Origin of the sequence: Sulfuricurvum sp., from assembly GCF_028681615.1 — a bacterium.
In the GTDB taxonomy this organism is placed as follows: Bacteria; Campylobacterota; Campylobacteria; order Campylobacterales; family Sulfurimonadaceae; genus Sulfuricurvum.
Window position 1 is genome coordinate 42,187 of record NZ_JAQUHV010000002.1, and the last position, 16,853, is coordinate 59,039.

At 43.5% G+C, this 16,853-nt stretch carries 23 protein-coding genes; all 23 read left to right on the plus strand.

Annotated elements, in window-relative coordinates; all coding sequences use genetic code 11:
- The first annotated feature begins 15 nt into the window (after positions 1-15).
- The 23 genes from PHE37_RS03380 (at position 16) to PHE37_RS03490 (ending at position 16,818) form a co-directional block, all read left to right on the plus strand.
- The gene (locus tag PHE37_RS03380) at positions 16-426 is read left to right on the plus strand and encodes a hypothetical protein (protein WP_299996428.1); all 411 of its coding nucleotides are present in this window, start codon (positions 16-18) and stop codon (positions 424-426) included.
- Complete coding sequence (locus PHE37_RS03385; RefSeq protein ID WP_299996430.1) at positions 423-1,091, plus strand: 16S rRNA (uracil(1498)-N(3))-methyltransferase; 669 nt, start codon at positions 423-425, stop codon at positions 1,089-1,091. Before PHE37_RS03380 ends, PHE37_RS03385 begins: the two co-directional genes overlap by 4 nt.
- Positions 1,092-1,194: 103 nt before the next feature.
- A complete protein-coding gene (rpmE, locus tag PHE37_RS03390; protein ID WP_299996433.1) occupies positions 1,195-1,398 on the plus strand; it encodes a 50S ribosomal protein L31 in 204 nt (67 codons plus the stop codon).
- Between the two features lie 42 nt (positions 1,399-1,440).
- Positions 1,441-2,244, plus strand: coding sequence for a 16S rRNA (cytidine(1402)-2'-O)-methyltransferase (gene rsmI / locus PHE37_RS03395; RefSeq protein WP_299996436.1), 804 nt, complete (start codon positions 1,441-1,443; stop codon positions 2,242-2,244).
- 19 nt (positions 2,245-2,263) lie between these two features.
- Positions 2,264-2,941 (plus strand): 23S rRNA (guanosine(2251)-2'-O)-methyltransferase RlmB, encoded by a 678-nt coding sequence (gene rlmB / locus PHE37_RS03400; RefSeq protein WP_299996439.1) that lies wholly within the window; start codon positions 2,264-2,266, stop codon positions 2,939-2,941.
- A complete protein-coding gene (locus tag PHE37_RS03405; RefSeq protein ID WP_299996442.1) occupies positions 2,938-3,744 on the plus strand; it encodes a hypothetical protein in 807 nt (268 codons plus the stop codon). Before rlmB ends, PHE37_RS03405 begins: the two co-directional genes overlap by 4 nt.
- Before the next feature lie 10 nt (positions 3,745-3,754).
- On the plus strand, positions 3,755-4,384 hold the full coding sequence (locus PHE37_RS03410; protein ID WP_299996445.1) for a hypothetical protein: 630 nt from the start codon (positions 3,755-3,757) through the stop codon (positions 4,382-4,384).
- A gap of 71 nt (positions 4,385-4,455) precedes the next feature.
- Positions 4,456-5,679 carry an LL-diaminopimelate aminotransferase gene (locus PHE37_RS03415; protein ID WP_299997882.1) on the plus strand — a complete coding sequence of 408 codons (1,224 nt, stop codon included), beginning with the start codon at positions 4,456-4,458 and terminating at the stop codon, positions 5,677-5,679.
- Complete coding sequence (locus PHE37_RS03420; RefSeq protein WP_299997879.1) at positions 5,676-6,935, plus strand: homoserine dehydrogenase; 1,260 nt, start codon at positions 5,676-5,678, stop codon at positions 6,933-6,935. The genes PHE37_RS03415 and PHE37_RS03420 overlap by 4 nt, the downstream gene beginning before the upstream one ends.
- Before the next feature lie 196 nt (positions 6,936-7,131).
- Positions 7,132-7,245, plus strand: a complete 114-nt coding sequence (gene rpmJ / locus PHE37_RS03425) for a 50S ribosomal protein L36 (RefSeq protein WP_013461154.1) — start codon at positions 7,132-7,134, stop codon at positions 7,243-7,245.
- 2 nt (positions 7,246-7,247) lie between these two features.
- Positions 7,248-7,619 (plus strand): 30S ribosomal protein S13, encoded by a 372-nt coding sequence (gene rpsM / locus PHE37_RS03430; protein ID WP_013461153.1) that lies wholly within the window; start codon positions 7,248-7,250, stop codon positions 7,617-7,619.
- A gap of 11 nt (positions 7,620-7,630) precedes the next feature.
- A complete protein-coding gene (gene rpsK, locus PHE37_RS03435) occupies positions 7,631-8,023 on the plus strand; it encodes a 30S ribosomal protein S11 (protein WP_015654589.1) in 393 nt (130 codons plus the stop codon).
- Positions 8,024-8,034: 11 nt separating this feature from the next.
- Entirely contained in the window at positions 8,035-8,661 is a 627-nt protein-coding gene (gene rpsD, locus PHE37_RS03440) for a 30S ribosomal protein S4 (protein ID WP_300008213.1), read from the plus strand.
- Between the two features lie 23 nt (positions 8,662-8,684).
- Positions 8,685-9,677: a DNA-directed RNA polymerase subunit alpha gene (locus PHE37_RS03445; RefSeq protein WP_300008215.1), complete on the plus strand. Its 993-nt coding sequence runs from the start codon at positions 8,685-8,687 to the stop codon at positions 9,675-9,677.
- 27 nt (positions 9,678-9,704) lie between these two features.
- Complete coding sequence (gene rplQ, locus PHE37_RS03450) at positions 9,705-10,055, plus strand: 50S ribosomal protein L17 (protein WP_299997196.1); 351 nt, start codon at positions 9,705-9,707, stop codon at positions 10,053-10,055.
- 127 nt (positions 10,056-10,182) lie between these two features.
- Complete coding sequence (locus tag PHE37_RS03455) at positions 10,183-10,458, plus strand: NifU family protein (RefSeq protein WP_299930635.1); 276 nt, start codon at positions 10,183-10,185, stop codon at positions 10,456-10,458.
- Between the two features lie 47 nt (positions 10,459-10,505).
- Positions 10,506-11,099 carry a hypothetical protein gene (locus PHE37_RS03460; RefSeq protein WP_299997198.1) on the plus strand — a complete coding sequence of 198 codons (594 nt, stop codon included), beginning with the start codon at positions 10,506-10,508 and terminating at the stop codon, positions 11,097-11,099.
- On the plus strand, positions 11,089-12,384 hold the full coding sequence (locus PHE37_RS03465) for a UDP-N-acetylmuramoyl-L-alanyl-D-glutamate--2,6-diaminopimelate ligase (protein ID WP_299997200.1): 1,296 nt from the start codon (positions 11,089-11,091) through the stop codon (positions 12,382-12,384). Before PHE37_RS03460 ends, PHE37_RS03465 begins: the two co-directional genes overlap by 11 nt.
- 126 nt (positions 12,385-12,510) lie before the next feature.
- Positions 12,511-12,885: a (2Fe-2S) ferredoxin domain-containing protein gene (locus tag PHE37_RS03470; protein ID WP_299930641.1), complete on the plus strand. Its 375-nt coding sequence runs from the start codon at positions 12,511-12,513 to the stop codon at positions 12,883-12,885.
- A gap of 3 nt (positions 12,886-12,888) precedes the next feature.
- Positions 12,889-13,254, plus strand: coding sequence for an aspartate 1-decarboxylase (gene panD / locus PHE37_RS03475; RefSeq protein ID WP_299997202.1), 366 nt, complete (start codon positions 12,889-12,891; stop codon positions 13,252-13,254).
- A 43-nt stretch (positions 13,255-13,297) separates the two neighbouring features.
- Entirely contained in the window at positions 13,298-14,146 is an 849-nt protein-coding gene (locus PHE37_RS03480) for a polyprenyl synthetase family protein (protein WP_299997204.1), read from the plus strand.
- A 3-nt stretch (positions 14,147-14,149) separates the two neighbouring features.
- Complete coding sequence (gene tkt / locus PHE37_RS03485) at positions 14,150-16,066, plus strand: transketolase (RefSeq protein WP_299997206.1); 1,917 nt, start codon at positions 14,150-14,152, stop codon at positions 16,064-16,066.
- Positions 16,066-16,818: an RNA methyltransferase gene (locus PHE37_RS03490; RefSeq protein ID WP_299997208.1), complete on the plus strand. Its 753-nt coding sequence runs from the start codon at positions 16,066-16,068 to the stop codon at positions 16,816-16,818. Before tkt ends, PHE37_RS03490 begins: the two co-directional genes overlap by 1 nt.
- The last annotated feature ends 35 nt before the right edge of the window (positions 16,819-16,853 follow it).

Here is a 16,853-nt window from a genome sequence, read left to right on the forward strand (position 1 = left end):
GGTAAAATCCCCTTTATGGAAGAAATGTATAAAATTGGAATAGAAATCCACTATGCGGGTGTTATTGTCCTGATGGGGATAGTCGGTTTTAATATCGCTATGCTTGCCTTGTCACAGCAGATTGTCCGTTATGCACAACGAATGCGGGTTGTAATGCCGATTTCAGGCTCGTTGATTGCGATGCTGATATTGACGGGCGCAGTTATGATGGCGGCAAAACATTTGCATTTTACGTTGCCTAACATTGCCATGATCGTCGCAAGCATCGTGATGATCATCTTGGAAGCCAAACGGTATAAAACCCTCAAACGCCGAACGGACATTACCAAAGAGGGCGCTTTTGCAGAGTATAAGAAAAAAGCGTTCCGTTTTTTGGGTATTGAAATGGTGATGCTTCTTTTGATTACTGCGTGGATGTTGGCGTGAAATTTGTTTTGAATCCGGATGCGGGCTCTTCGGAGCTGAGCATTTCGGGTGAAGATTATAAATATTTGATTAAAGTTCGTCGGCATAGGGTCGGGGATACGGTATGTTTTCGCACGAAAGAAAAATTGAGCGAGGAGTATCGCTACCATTTGGAACGGACAGATGGGAAAAATGCCTATTTTTCTCTTCAAAGTCACCATCACGCCCCATGCGTCAATGCACGGAAACTTCATATCGGATGGTGTCTGATCGATCCGAAGACGGTCGAAAAAACGTTGCCGATGCTGACTGAGTTGGGGGTGGAAAAAATCACCTTCATTCATTGTCACCGTTCGCAGCAGAATTTCAGACTCGATTATGAACGGATGACACGGCTTATGGAAAGCTCGATTATGCAATGCGGACGAACCTCTTTAATCGAGTTGGGCGAATCCCCGGCATTAAGCACATTTTTAAAAGCGCATCCAGATGCTGTTATTTTTGATTTCGGCGGAGAGACCTTAAAATCGGATGAGAACATCGAGACCGTCGTGATCGGATGTGAGGGGGGATTTGATGAGAGTGAACGGAAACAGTTTTCGGATTACCGCGTACGGCTCTTTTCTTCACCGATGATTTTGCGCTCCGAGACAGCAGCCGTTGCAATAGCATCACGGATATTGTAAAAAAAGAAATTTTTCGTTATAATTCGCCTCCAATTATCCGCCCCCGTACGGATATAAAACTATACAGACCGACGTACAACGCCGTCGATCACAAGGCAAACTTATGAAAAAAGATCTTCACCCGAACATCGTAGAATGTTCTGTTAGCTGCGCATGCGGTAATACATTCACAACTACAAGTACTAAAGACGCGATCCGTGTCGATATCTGCAGCGCTTGTCATCCGTTTTATACCGGTTCTGAGCGTCAAGTAGATACAGCAGGACGTATTGATAAATTCAAAAAACGTTACGCATTAAATTCGTAATTTAAACCTTTGCCTCTTTGGGGGCAGAAACCGAGCACTCTTATGCTAAGCCTCGTTCCCACTCCCATCGGAAATATTTCTGATATTTCGCTTCGTTCCCTCGACGTTTTATCCGCTGCTGATGTCATCCTTTGTGAAGATACCCGTGTCACCAAAAAACTGATTCATTTACTTAAAGAACGCCATAATCTGACAACTGCGGAACCGCAATTTTTGAGTCTGCATTCCCATAATGAAGCGGATTTTGTTTCCAAACTCACTCCCGAATTTTTTAATGCCAACATTGTCTATGTGAGCGATGCTGGAATGCCGGGGATCAGTGATCCTGGGCAGATACTGGTACGTTATTGTTTGGATCAGGGTATCGATTACGATATCCTACCGGGTGCAAATGCGGCACTTACCGCTTTCGTAGCCAGCGGATTTGTGGAGACTAAAATGCTCTTTTTCGGGTTTTTGCCGCACAAAGGGAATGACCGTTCTTCAGCGCTTCAAGAAGCACTATTTAACGGATATACGACGATACTGTACGAATCCCCTAAGCGTCTCGATAAATTGCTCTCAGAATTAGTGATTGCTGCTCCTGAACGGCAGGTTTTTTTAGCAAAAGAACTTTCCAAACGGTATCAGAAATTTTATCGCGGAACTGCATCCGAGTTGATTCCTCAAATGGAGAAAGAGATACGGGGGGAGTGGGTCGTAGTGATCGAAGCGTCCGAAGCCAAAGGTTCATCTTTGAGCGAGCAGGATATTCTTGCTCTGGATATTCCCAAAAAAGCCGCTTCAAAATTGATCGCCAAGATTACCGGCGAGAATCCCAAAGAGTGCTATCAACGCCTCTTATAATCTTAGGATATAATACAACATGCTTATATATGGAAAACAACCGGTTTACTACGCACTAGAACGTCATAAAGAGCGCATCAAAGTTCTTTATCTGGCAAAAGAGATTGAGAAAAAAGAGTATTCGCTGCTTATGAAAATGGGCTTTGAAATTAAACGGATCCCTGAAAAAGCCGCTCAGGCAATGGTAAAAGGGGGAAATCACCAAGGTTATATTGCCGAGATTTCCCAAGTTGTCCCATACGCCTCTCCTTTTCTCAAAAAATGCGATTTTGTGGTGATTCTCAGTTCGATTACCGACATGGGGAATATCGGTTCCCTCATACGCAGTGCTTATGCACTAGGGGTACAGGCAATCGTGATCAGCGGTATTAAAGAGCCGAATCTGGAGCCGATGATCCGTACCAGCAGTGGTGCCGCACTTGATCTTCCGATTGTCATTATTCATAATATTCATGACGTACTGCATGAACTGAAACAATCAGGATTTCAGGTGTACGGAGCGGTCATGGACGGACAGGATATACGAGAGACTACGTTTGCCGCTAAACGTGCATTGGTATTGGGTAACGAGGGAGAGGGACTCAGCGGCAGAGTTCAAAAAAGTCTCGATGTCGGTGTTTCTATACCGATGGCCCATGATTTTGATTCTTTAAATGTCGGTGTTGCCGGCGCAATTTTGATGGAGAGAATGAGATGAAACAACCTAGTACGTTCGAAGATTTACAGGCTCTGGGGACAGAGAAAATTCATGAACGAACCCACATTTCCCGTGATAAAGTAGAATTGGTTTTGACCAAATCCTTCGGGGAGATAGGGCGTGTTCAATTTATGGGTTTTATGTCAATTTTAGAGCGTGAATATGGGATTGATCTGAATGAAATCAAGGAAGAATACACAAAGTTTTACCAAGATCATGTAGCCACACTTCCCCCTAAACAGTCGGTTATATTGCAATCTTCTTCAAACTCTAAACCCAAATGGATACTTATCGGAGCCGTTTTAATTGCGATGCTGATGATCGCCGGATACATTGCGCAAAGCAAAATGTCCAATGAACCTCATGAAGAGGTGATGAAACTGACGGTACCTCCAATGGTGCTCAAGGACAGTATGATCGATACCAACGTGACAGATACCAATGAGACAAATGTGACGGTAACGGCGGTAAGCAGTGAGAAAAACACGACCAAGTCGAGTATACCGGAACCCACGATCTCCGGAAAAGAGCTTGTTATCCATCCGATTTATAAAGTTTGGTATGGGATGATCGATATGGCATCCGGCAAGAGAATTCAAAAAATTACTGCGGATCCGATCCGCATTGATACCACAAAAAATTGGCTCATTTTTTTAGGGCACGGACGATTGGAAGTTGAGTCTACATCGGGGAAAATTGAGTTTAAACAAACGGATCCGATCCGCTTTATTTGTGAAAACGGTGTCTTGAAAGAATTGAGCAAAGATGAGTTTATCGAACGAAACGGTGGCCAAGACTGGTAAAGGTTGTTGCATGAAACGTTTACTCCTATTTCTTTTTGTCCCTTATATTCTTTGGGGGTATTCGATACATACACAGATCACGTTCAGCGGTGAACCGAGAGTGAGTTTAAGAACCATTACCCAAGCATTTAACGCCTTGGGATATAAGTTCGATGTTGCGTCTTTGAATGTTCAAAACGGTTCTGGATTGATTGAGGGGACAGCGAGCGGAAATAGAACGTTCACACCGGAAGTTCTGGGTGAGAACCTAAAAGAGCAGGGGATTCAGATTGACAGTGCTAATGCAGATCAAAACGGACTCACCTTAGTTTTAAATACCGAAAATGCCATCTGGAATGTTCCCTTGATCGGAAGCGACGAAGGTTCAGAACTTAAACGGGTCAACAGTGCCCAGTGGTTCCGCGTTGAACAGGGGCAGAATATCCGCATTGTAGCCCCTTATACAAGTAAATGGTATCCGGAAATTGCCGTATTGGACAGCTCAATGCACGTCTTGGATTCATTTCGTTCATTGGAACCTAAAGACGAGTATCAATTTGAACTTCCGCAAAATGCCTATTATCTTAAAATTTCCAATGCACAGGGGATGAAAGTGATTCATGAAGGGATGTGGATCGAGTCGATGAGTCCGGGACGATAAGTCTGCACATTATATAAAAACTAAGCCTCTTATGCTAAAATGGCGCAATTTTTTAATCACAGGTTGTAGCCATGTTTGATGAAATCCAATTTGACCGGATTAGACGCCTCCCGAAATATGTATTTGCCGAAGTAAACGAGCTTAAAATGGCGCGCAGACGTGCCGGAGCCGACGTTATTGATTTTAGTATGGGAAATCCTGACGGGGACACGCCGAAACATATTCGCGAAAAGTTGATCGAATCGGCGCAGAAAACCAAAACACACGGATATTCGGTTTCCAAAGGGATACCAAAACTGCGACAAGCGATTTGTGACTGGTACAAACGCCGTTATGACGTTGACCTTAATCCGGATACCGAAGCGGTAGCGACTATGGGTTCAAAAGAGGGGTATGCCCATCTTGCCTACGCCATCACTAATCCGGGAGATGTAGCGGTAGTTCCTGATCCGACCTATCCGATTCACTCATACGGATTCATTTTAGCGGGCGGAAACGTTCAAAAAATGGAATTGCCGTTTGATGAAGATTACAAAGTCGATGAAGATCTTTTCTTTGAACGATTGGAACAAGCGTTTCATATCTCTTTTCCTAAACCGAAATTTGTGGTAGTCAACTTCCCGCATAATCCGACTACCGCAACGGTTACTCCGGAATTTTATACCCGTATCGTTGAGATGGCAAAACGCGAGCGTTTCTATATCATCAGTGATATCGCGTACGGCGATTTGACGTTTGACGGATACAAAACTCCGTCAATTATGTCCGTTCCGGGTGCAAAAGATGTAGCGGTTGAAAGTTTTACCCTCTCTAAAAGTTACAATATGGCGGGTTGGCGTGTAGGATTCTTTGTCGGAAATCCGAAGCTGATCGGCGCATTGCAAAAAATCAAAAGCTGGTTGGATTACGGGATGTTTACCCCGATCCAAGTAGCCGCAACCGTGGCACTTCAAGGCGATCAAACGTGTGTTCAGGAGATCACCGATAAATACGACCACCGTCAAGATGTTTTGATCGAGGCGTTTAACCGTGCAGGCTGGCCGGTCCGCCGTAACCAAGCTTCAATGTTTGTATGGGCAAAAATTCCTGAATGTGCCCGTCATTTGGGAAGTTTGGAATTTTCAAAACGTCTTTTGGTCGAAGCGAACGTAGCAGTGGCTCCGGGGATCGGATTCGGAGATTACGGCGATGATTATGTCCGTATTGCACTGATCGAAAATGACAAACGTATCCGTCAAGCGGCTAAAAACATCAAACAGTTTTTAAGTACCTTGGATTGTAAGGGTGCTGAGTGACACGTGTCGGCGTTATCGGAGTCGGCACGGTCGGGCGTTCTGTCGTACAGATTCTTGAAGAGAATAAAAACATCATTTCAGCACGTGCCGGGGATGAAATCGTAGTCAAAAGCGGTGTTGTACGAAATCTTGAAAAAGCATCCGGTCTCTCTATCGCATTGTCGCAAAATCCATACGATATCGTCGATGACCCTGAAATCGACGTTGTTGTTGAGTTAATGGGAGGCGTTGAACTTCCATTCGAAATCGTTAAAAAAGCATTGCAAAACGGCAAAGCGGTGGTAACAGCGAACAAAGCCCTTTTAGCTTACCATCGTTATGAGCTTCAAGAGATTGCCGGGGATATCCCTTTTGAATTTGAAGCGAGTGTCGCCGGCGGAATTCCGATTATCAATGCGCTGCGCGACGGGCTTTCGGCGAATCATATCCTCTCCATTATGGGAATTATGAACGGCACGTGTAACTTTATGATGACAAAAATGATGTCGGAAGGGGTTGCATTTGAAGATGTGTTGGCCGAAGCACAGCGATTAGGATATGCCGAAGCAGATCCTACATTCGATATCGGCGGATTTGATGCAGCACATAAACTTCTTATTCTCGCATCGATTGCGTACGGTATCGATGCAAAACCTGAAGAGATATTGATTGAAGGGATCGAAGGGATTACGCAAACGGATATCGCATTCGCAAAAGAGTTTGGATACACAATCAAACTTTTAGGAATTGCCAAACGCGAGGGTGACGAAGTTGAACTTCGAGTTCATGCGGCGTTGGTGGACGAAGATGCAATGATCGCAAAAATAGACGGTGTGATGAACGGCATCAGCGTAGTGGGTGACCGTGTCGGTGAAACCCTCTATTACGGACCGGGTGCCGGCGGAAATGCAACGGCGAGTGCGGTAGTGGCGAACATTATCGATATTGTCCGTTCCGGTAAACGCTCACCGATGCTTGGATTCAATCATCCGCTTGAAGAAGGGCTGCGGCTAAAAAATCGGGACGATATCCGCTCAAAATATTATCTCCGTCTCAGGGTGTCCGATAAACCGGGGATATTGGCACAAATCACGAGACTCTTCGCCGATCAGATGATATCGATTGAGGCTGTTATTCAACGCCCTTCCGAAACCGAATGCGCTCATTTGCTCTTTGCCACGCACGAAGCGACAGAACGATCCATTCATGCGCTTATGAATCAACTTGAAACGTTGGATGCCGTTCTTGAGTCTCCGTTTATGATACGAATTGTGTAAAGACGATTCGTATACCTCCTCCATTTTATACCTTAATAAAAATTTAACCTTAAATACTGTATTATACGCGTCCACTTTGCCCTCTCGGACAAATAGAATTGAATGTTTATAACTGCGTTCAATCGTAGTTACAAGTATTGGTGTGATCAATTTCCACCTACGAGAAGCAAGTGATTTAAATCAACGGAGCCTACCGATGAAAGTACGTTCTTCAGTGAAGAAAATGTGCGATGATTGTAAAGTCATCAAACGTAAAGGGATTGTGCGCGTAATCTGCAAAACCCCAAAACATAAACAAAGACAAGGATAAGCATGGCACGTATTGCTGGTGTGGACTTACCTAAGAAAAAACGTTTGGAGTATGCATTAACTTATATCTATGGTATCGGTTTACATACGTCACGAAAAATTTTGGATGCTACAGGGCTCGATTACAACAAGCGTGTATTCGAACTCAGCGAAGATGAAGCGGCAACAATCGCTAAAGAAATCCGAAGCAGCGGAATCGCTGTAGAGGGTGACCTTCGTAAGCAAGTCGCTATGGATATTAAAGCGTTGATGGATCTTGGTTCTTACCGTGGTCTTCGTCACCGTAAAGGTCTCCCATGCCGTGGTCAAAAAACCAAAACCAATGCTCGTACACGCAAAGGTAAGAAGAAAACCGTCGGCTCAGCCACAAAGTAAGGGATTAGAGTATGGCAAAAAGAAAAGCAACCCGTAAAAAAATCGTAAAGAAGAATATTGCACGAGGTATCGTACATATCTTGGCATCATTCAACAATACCCTTGTAACGGTAACAGATGAAATGGGTAATATGATCGCATGGAGTTCGGCTGGAGCCCTTGGTTTCAAAGGTTCTAAAAAATCGACTCCGTTCGCTGCGCAACAAGCAGTAGAATCAGCGTTGGAAAAAGCAATGGTCCACGGAATTAAAGAAGTGGGAATTAAAGTTCAAGGTCCAGGTTCTGGACGTGAAACAGCAGTTAAAAGTGTTGGTGCGATCGAAGGTTTACGAGTTTCATTTATGAAAGACGTTACTCCACTACCACACAATGGATGTCGTGCGCCTAAGCGCCGACGCGTCTAAGGAGGTTTGTAATGGCAAGATATAGAGGACCCGTAGAAAAAATCGAAAGAAGATTCGGTGTAAGCCTTGGACTAAAAGGTGAGCGTCGTCTTGCAGGTAAAAGTGCCCTTGACAAACGTCCATATGGACCTGGCCAACACGGTCAACGCCGTACAAAAATTTCTGAATACGGTACACAGCTTCGCGAAAAACAAAAAGCGAAATTTATGTACGGTTTGAGTGAAAAACAAATGCGTTCATTGTTTGCTGAAGCAAAACGTCGTACAGGTAATACCGGTACGAACTTGGTAATGCTTCTTGAGCAACGTCTTGATAATGTTGTTTATCGCATGGGATTTGCAACAACTCGTCGTTTTGCACGCCAATTGGTTAACCACGGTCATATTTTGGTTGACGGCAAACGTGTTGATATTCCATCATACCGTGTAAAACCGGGTCAAAAAGTGGAAATCCACGAGAAAAGTAAAAAGAACAACCAAATCGTTCGTGCGATTGAATTGACAAACCAAACCGGTCTTGCGGCATGGGTTGACATCGATCAAGAAAAAGCGTTCGGTATTTTCACACGTCTTCCAGAACGTGAAGAGGTTGTTATTCCAGTTGAAGAACGTCTAATCGTCGAGCTTTACTCGAAATAATCATTAAAGAAAGGGCGTTCAGCATGAAAAAAATTAAGACATCACCACTTCTTCCGAAAGAGTTTGTCGTCGAGCAAATCAGCGCGAATGAAGCGAATATTATCGCCTATCCGTTTGAAACCGGGTTTGCGGTTTCACTCGCTCATCCACTTCGCCGCTTTTTGCTAAGCAGTTCGGTCGGATACGCACCTATCGGTATTAAAATTGAGGGTGCTAAGCATGAGTTTGACTCTGTGCGCGGTATGCTTGAAGACATTTCGGATTTTATCATTAACCTCAAAGGGGTTCGTTTCAAATTGAAAAACGGACTCAAAGAGAAAGAGATCACTTACAGCTTCGCAGGCCCTTGTGAAATCCATGGAAGTGATTTGGATAATGATGATGTTGAAGTGGTAACGCCAAATGCATTTTTGGCAACGTTGAATGAAGATGCAACGTTGACTTTCTCCGTTAAAATTCATCAGGGTATCGGTTACGCACCGAGTGAAGATGTACGGGATGTTTTGAGTGAGGGTTATATCGCTTTAGATGCGTATTTTACACCGGTACGCCGTGCAACGTATGCAATCGAAAACGTTCTTGTCGAAGACAACCCGAATTTTGAAAAAGTGGTCATTAACATTCTTACCGACGGACAAATTTCTCCGGTTGATGCATTTAAAAATGCATTGGAAGTAATGTACGCACAAATGGCTGTATTTAACAGTGAAGTGAGTATCAAAGCACCAGCTGCAGCTGAACGCGGTGACGAGCATCCTGAACTTAAACGTTTGGGTGCACGCATTGAAGACCTTGGTCTAAGTGCTCGCAGTTTCAACTGTTTAGATCGCTCTAATATCAAATACATCGGTGAAATCGTAATGATGAGCCAAAATGATTTGAAAGAAGTGAAAAACCTCGGCAAAAAATCGTTTGAAGAGATTTTAGAAAAAATCACAGAATACGGTTATGCTGTCGGACAAGATTTGGCTGATGATTTGATCAGTGCAATTAAAAAGAAAATCGAAGCTGAATAAGCTTTAATACAATATAGGAAGTATCTCATGAGACATCGTCACGGATACCGCAAGCTAGGTCGAACGAGCGCACATCGTGAAGCTTTGTTGACTAACCTTAGCATTGCGTTGATTGAACACGGTAAAATCGAAACTACGTTGATCAAAGCAAAAGAACTTCGTTCATTTGCTGAAAAATTGATTACAACTGCACGTGTCGGTGATGCTAATGCACACCGTTCAGTGTTTGCTGTATTGCAAAATAAAGAAGCAACAAAACAGCTTATTAATGAAGTTGCTCCTAAATATTCTGAGCGTAACGGCGGGTATACTCGTATCGTTAAAACTCGTATCCGCCGCGGTGATGCTACACCGATGGCATACATTGAACTCGTTTAACGAGTTCAATAACCATCACCCCCTTAAATCGAGCTTCGCTCTAAAACTATCCTTTTCGCATTAGTGCATGTTTAGCCCATTTCTTATACTATACCGCGATATTTGAGCTTTAAAAGGTACAATAACCATGATTCCATTTAGCGATGAAGAACTGATTCAGCCGGTTCGTAACGTCATAGATAAAATTCGACCAAGCCTTGCACTAGACGGTGGTGATATAGCATTCCTTACAGTAAAGAATGGAACGGTTTATGTACAACTACAAGGTGCATGCATTGGATGTTCAAGCAGCGGAAATACATTGAAATATGGCGTTGAGCGTCAGCTACGGATGGATATCCATCCAGAATTGACTGTCATTAATGTACCGCAAGGTATGGAACATCAAATCGATGCATTATAATTTAAAGAAATTGAGCCGATATTAGAATAAACATAGGAGGGATTACTATGAAAACAACTAATTTAACCAAAACCCTCAATCAAGCAAATGAACATTTTTTGGCGGGTAAATACAGTGATGCACTGCGTGAGTATTCGTTGGCACTGAAGGATTATCCTGAGTCCAAAGAAGCCTATAACGGTGCAATATTGTCGGATATGGCAATGAGTGGAGAGAGTGCAGGTGAAGCACTGTTCGATTACTATACAATTCTCCGCAATGAAGACGTGGAATCAGCCGATATTATTATTTCTGAAATTTTAGAGACTATGGACGGTACACTCGATCAGCTCTCAGGGCTGTTCGATGATACGGTTAAACAACGATTGGCATATGAAGACGGTATTATGTATACTGAATTCAAAGAACTTGTAAAAGATGAAAACGATTTTAATCGTATTTTTGAAAACATAATGTTTTCAACTCGTGTTATTATTACCGAGAAAGAAGATTTCGTCGATTTTTTAGATAATCTAATCGATCATGGATACAAAGAGATGGCGCTTAGTTATTTGGAAAGTGCTCTCGGTGTCTATCCGAACGATCGACAGCTTCGAAATTTATTACGCCGTTTAGCGAAGGGGAAAAGAATTGAAAATTGAGATTGAGGGTCAACCCTATCAATATATCAGTGAAAATTCCGGAGATTGTGGGTCAGAATGCGCTTTTTTACTCACAAAACAAAATGAAAAATACAAACAAGATGCGATTGCTCGTGGTGCTCACTCGATCATTACACCATCAGAGTGCTGGGATCTTTTTGGATTAGAGCTAATCTGTGTTATCGGGATTACCGGTACAAACGGTAAAACGACAACGGCCAGTGCAATTTATTCATTGATGCTAGATTTGGGTCATAAAGCAGCGATGCAAGGGACTCGCGGATTTTTCATGAATGATGCTCCAGTGGAGGGAAAAACACTTACAACCCCTACTGTATTGAATACCTATCGACATATGGCACAAGCGATTTCAGCTGGGTGTGAGTATTTTATTATGGAAGTCAGTTCACATGCAATCGAGCAAGAACGGATTGCAGGTATTACCTTCGGTCTAAAGATTTTGACCAATATCACCCAAGATCATCTTGATTATCATGAAAGCATCGAAGAGTATACCCGTATCAAAAATCTTTTCTTCCAGGATGAATCGAAAAAACTGATCAATAGAGACGAACCGAAGGCAGATTTTAATATTATCAATGCTTTTACGTACAGCGTCGAAAATCCTTCAACGTATAAAATTATTGCGTATTCATTGAATAATGGTGTCAGCGGTATACTCAAGCATTTTGAAGAGCACGTTCCGTTTGTTACTTCATTGCACGGGTTTTTTAACCTCTATAATATTACTGCCGCATTTGCTGCAGTCCATATAGTGACCGGTGAGAGCTTGGAAAAAATTGCGGATGCGATTGAGAATTTCGGAGGGGTCAGCGGACGGATGGAAGTTGTCAGTGAATCCCCTTTGGTTATTGTTGATTTCGCCCATACTCCAGATGGAATGGAGCAGGTACTGAACGCTCTTAAAGAGAAGGAAGTGTTGGTCGTTTTTGGGGCAGGCGGTGATCGTGATCGCACTAAACGCCCGTTAATGGGACGTGTTGCCTCCATTTATGCGAAAAAACTGTATGTAACGAGTGACAATCCTCGTTTTGAAGACCCGGATGCTATCATTGAAGATATTTTATCGGGGATTGAAGATAAAAGTAACGTATATGTTGATGTCAATCGGCGCAATGCTATCGCACAGGCCATAAAAGATCGCACCGGCGATGAAGTCATTTTGATTTTAGGCAAAGGGGATGAAACGGCTCAAATCATTTATGACCAATATTTGCCGTTTGATGACCGTGTTGTTGCTAAAGAGCTCTTGGCAACCCTTTAGAAGTACTAAATTAACCCTTAAACAGTATAATTGTTTGATGGAGCTTAATATGCACTCTTTTATTTTGGCTATAATGCCGTAATTATTTTGCGGTGTATAGTACATCGATTTCACAAGGAGCGTTTGATGGGTATCCCTCAACCGGCATTTTATATTTTCAAATGTGAGCAAAGTTCCCCTCCGGGCATGCCAAAACCAAGTTGTGTTAATCCACAAACTCAGGATCTTTTTCAGCATTTGGCACAAACTTTGATGCAAAAAGGGTTGATTGCTACGGTACAACCGATTCGTACTTCATGTATGAACCGCTGCAATGTCGGACCAATTATGCTTGTTGAGCCGGGACATGTGATGTATTCAGGATTGACGAAAGCTAAAATTGATGAAATTATTGAAAAACACATTATCGGTGGTGAAGTGGTGAAGGAGTACGTTATTCCTGAAGAGCTATGGGATGCACCGATCACACCAGCCGATATGATGAAGCAGATGGGACGCTAATCGATGTTAATCGAAATGCTTTATAGTAAAATTCACCGTGCTACGGTTACCGACGCTAATCTTAATTACGTCGGTTCCATCACCATTGATGAAGAACTTCTTGAAGCCTCCAAAATGCGTGTCGGCCAAAAAGTTGAGATACTGAACATCAATAACGGTGAACGCTTCTCAACCTACATCATTCTCGGTGAACGCGGCCAACGCGATATTTGTCTAAACGGTGCTGCGGCACGAAAAGTGCATAAAGGCGATAAAATTATTATCGTCGCATATGCCACTTACAATGATCACGAACTCGAAAACTATAAACCTACTGTCGTGTTGGTTGATGATGAGAATACTATAACCGAAATAATCGAGAAGATATAAGCTCCGTCATGGTACTATTTCGCTAAAAAATAGTGGGATAATCATGGAGCAGTTTGAATCGTTTTTGGTAGAGCATTTGCCTTCTGCTGCGAGTTTCCACCCCCATTATGAATTATCGTTACATCAAATGCTAATCAGTGGCGGAAAACGGTTTCGGCCTGCACTTCTCCTCGGGGTTGTCCGTGCGTATAATCCCCTATTAACCCAGAGTGCTTATCATGCCGCATTCGCAATTGAATTGCTTCATACGTATTCGTTGATTCACGATGATTTGCCTTCTATGGACAATGCGGATTTACGACGCGGTATTCTTACTTTGCATAAAACGTATGACGAAACAACGGCCGTTTTGGCTGGAGATGCACTCAATACGTATGCTTTTGAGGTACTTTCCAATGCACCGCTATCGGATCGCGTGATCGTGAAACTGGTACGATCCTTGGCTCATAACGGTGGATTGAACGGAATGGTATTGGGACAAGCAATCGATTGTTATTTTGAGAATCAACGGTTGGAACTGGACCAGGTAAAAATGCTTCATATTCACAAAACGGGCAAATTGATCGCTGCGTCGCTCCAAATGGGAGCTATGATCGTCGGGCGTGATGATATTGCAGATGAACTTTATGATTTCGGAATCGATTTGGGGCTACTCTTCCAAATCCAAGACGACATTTTAGATGTCACGCAAGATGAAGTCAAGGCCGGTAAAACGACCAATAATGATGAGTCAAAAAACAGTTTTGTAACATTGCTGGGATTTGATTCAGCGATGCGAGAAGCAGATACTTTGGCTAAAAAAATAACAAAACGGATGGAAAGTTTTGATGAGAATCTGCAATGCGAATTGTCACCAACACTCAATCATTACATTAATCGACACAAGGACTAAACAATGAGTACTACAATGCGCCAAAAAATGGCAGATACGATCCGCTTTTTAGCGGCAGATATGGTTCAACAGGCTAATTCAGGACACCCGGGCGCTCCTATGGGGTTGGCAGACATTGCAGTGGTTCTTTCAGAACACCTTAATCACAATCCAAAAAATCCAAAATGGCTCAATCGTGACCGTTTGGTGTTCTCTGGCGGGCACGGAACAGGGCTTATTTATTCTCTTTATTATTTGTGGGGATACGGACTTGAGATCGATGATCTGAAAAATTTCCGTCAACTCGATTCCAAAACTCCGGGGCATCCGGAATACGGTCATACTGCGGGAATTGAAATTACGACGGGTCCTTTGGGCCAGGGTGTTGCCAATGCTGTCGGTTTTGCAATGGCTTCAGCGTATGTCGGTAATAAAGTGAACTCTGAAACCGCTGCATTGATTGATCATAATGTGTATTGTCTTTGCGGTGATGGTGACCTTGAAGAGGGTATCAGCTACGAAGCGTGTTCGATTGCCGGCCATATGGGACTTGATAATCTTATTTTGATTTACGATTCAAACCGCATTACCATCGAAGGCTCTACCGAACTTAGCCTCAGTGAAAATATACGAGATCGTTTCGAGTCTCAAAACTGGGCAGTATTAGAGATCGACGGACACAATTTTGAAGAGATTGACGGCGCATTGACTCAAGCCAAAACAATTTCTCGACCGGTATTGATTATTGCCAATACGACTATCGCCAAAGGGGGCGATAAAATGGAAGGGTCTCACCATGCGCACGGTGCACCTCTTGGGCATGATGTGATTAAAGCGGCAAAAATGGCGGCCGGTTTCGACCCGGAAGCGACATTCGCGGTAGATGCGGATGTGATGGAGCGTTTCCGATGCGCGATCGAAAAAGGGGACTTGGCAGAGCGTGAATGGAATCACCGCATAAAAGAACTTCCGCTTTCTGAACAAAATGAAGCGTATGAACAGTTGATGAATCCAGATTTTACACGCATTAGTTGGCCGACGTTTGAGAAAGCGGATGCTACTCGCAATACGAACGGTATCATTTTGAATGCGATTGCCAAAGCAATCCCAGGATTCCTTGGCGGATCTGCAGATTTGGGACCTTCTAACAAAACCGAATTGAAAGATATGGGTGATTTCCCAAAAGGGAAAAATATCCATTTCGGTATTCGTGAACATGCTATGGCATCAATCACAAATGCGATGGCATTGTACGGACCGATTATGCCTTTTAGTGCTACTTTCTTTGTTTTCAGCGATTACCTCAAGCCAGCAGCTCGTATTGCGGCGTTGAGCGGCATCCAGCAGTTTTTCATTTGGACGCATGACAGCATCGGTGTCGGAGAAGACGGTCCTACCCATCAGCCGATCGAACATTTGAGTCAGTTTAGATCATTGCCGAATTTTTATGTCTATCGTCCGGCAGATGGAGCGGAGAACGTTAAATGCTGGCAAAAAGCTCTTTCGATGAAACATTCTCCGTCGGCATTTGTCTGTTCTCGCCAAAACCTCCCGCTCCTACCGAGTGCAGTTCGCGGTGATGTCCAAAACGGCGGTTATTTACTTGTAGAGCGTTCGGATGCAACGGTTACCTTGATGGCATCAGGCTCTGAAGTCGGTTTGGCAATTGAGACTGCGGGACTTCTCCAAGAGCGCGGGATTGCTGCGAATGTCGTAAGTGTTCCGTGTTTTGATTTGTTGTTGGAACAATCGCAAAGTTATATCGATTCGATTATTAAATCGGGAACCAAACGTGTTGCGATCGAAGCAGCCCGCGGGTTGGAATGGTACCGTTTTGCCGAAACGGTTATTGCGATGGATAGTTTCGGTGCAAGTGCACCGGCAGAACAATTGTTTGAGCGATTTGGATTTAATGCGGAAGTTATCGCATCCAAAATTTGATGAACGATTCAGAAGAATATCTGGCTAAAAAGCGTTTTTTTGATTCGCTGATTACCCTTTACGGACGTAACGTCGCCGTTGAAGTATTACGGGATGATGAAGTTCAGATCCATAAGCTTCATCTCTCCAAAAGCAACCGCAGTGATGAGACGATCGAAGAAATTTTGGCTTTGGCCGAAATGCGGGGAGTGGAGATCAAATACCACACGAAAGAGTCGCTTTCACGTATTTCTAAAAACAGTGCACAGGATCAGGGTGTCGCTATAGACGTCATTTCACGCAATTATCGAAGTGCGGCTGATATTGAAACAGATTTACCTGGTTCTTTTCGTCTGCTGGCTCTGGACGGGATTAACAATCCCCAAAATTTGGGGATGATTGTCCGCTCTGCCGCAGCCAGTAAGATCGACGGAATCATTTTACCCCGTCGAAACAGTACCAAACTCTCTCCGTTGGTAATGAAAGCAAGTGCCGGTACACTGTTTAAAATCCCGATCTATTACTGTGAAGATTTAACGGATATTCTTGGACTTAAAAATACTGCAATCATCACTCTCTCATCCCATGCGCAAGATGATATCCATACGTTGAAAATTCCGGCACGCGCTATTTTTGTATTGGGCAATGAAACGGAAGGTGTGAGTGATGCAGTGATGCGTGCTTCAACACACAGTGTCTCTATTGAGATGCATCGAGGTGTCGAATCGCTTAATGTTGCCGTGACGGCAGGAATCGTTAGTTTTTTACCGTAATTTTAACGTTATCGGAGCAAAGCCCCGACAACTAC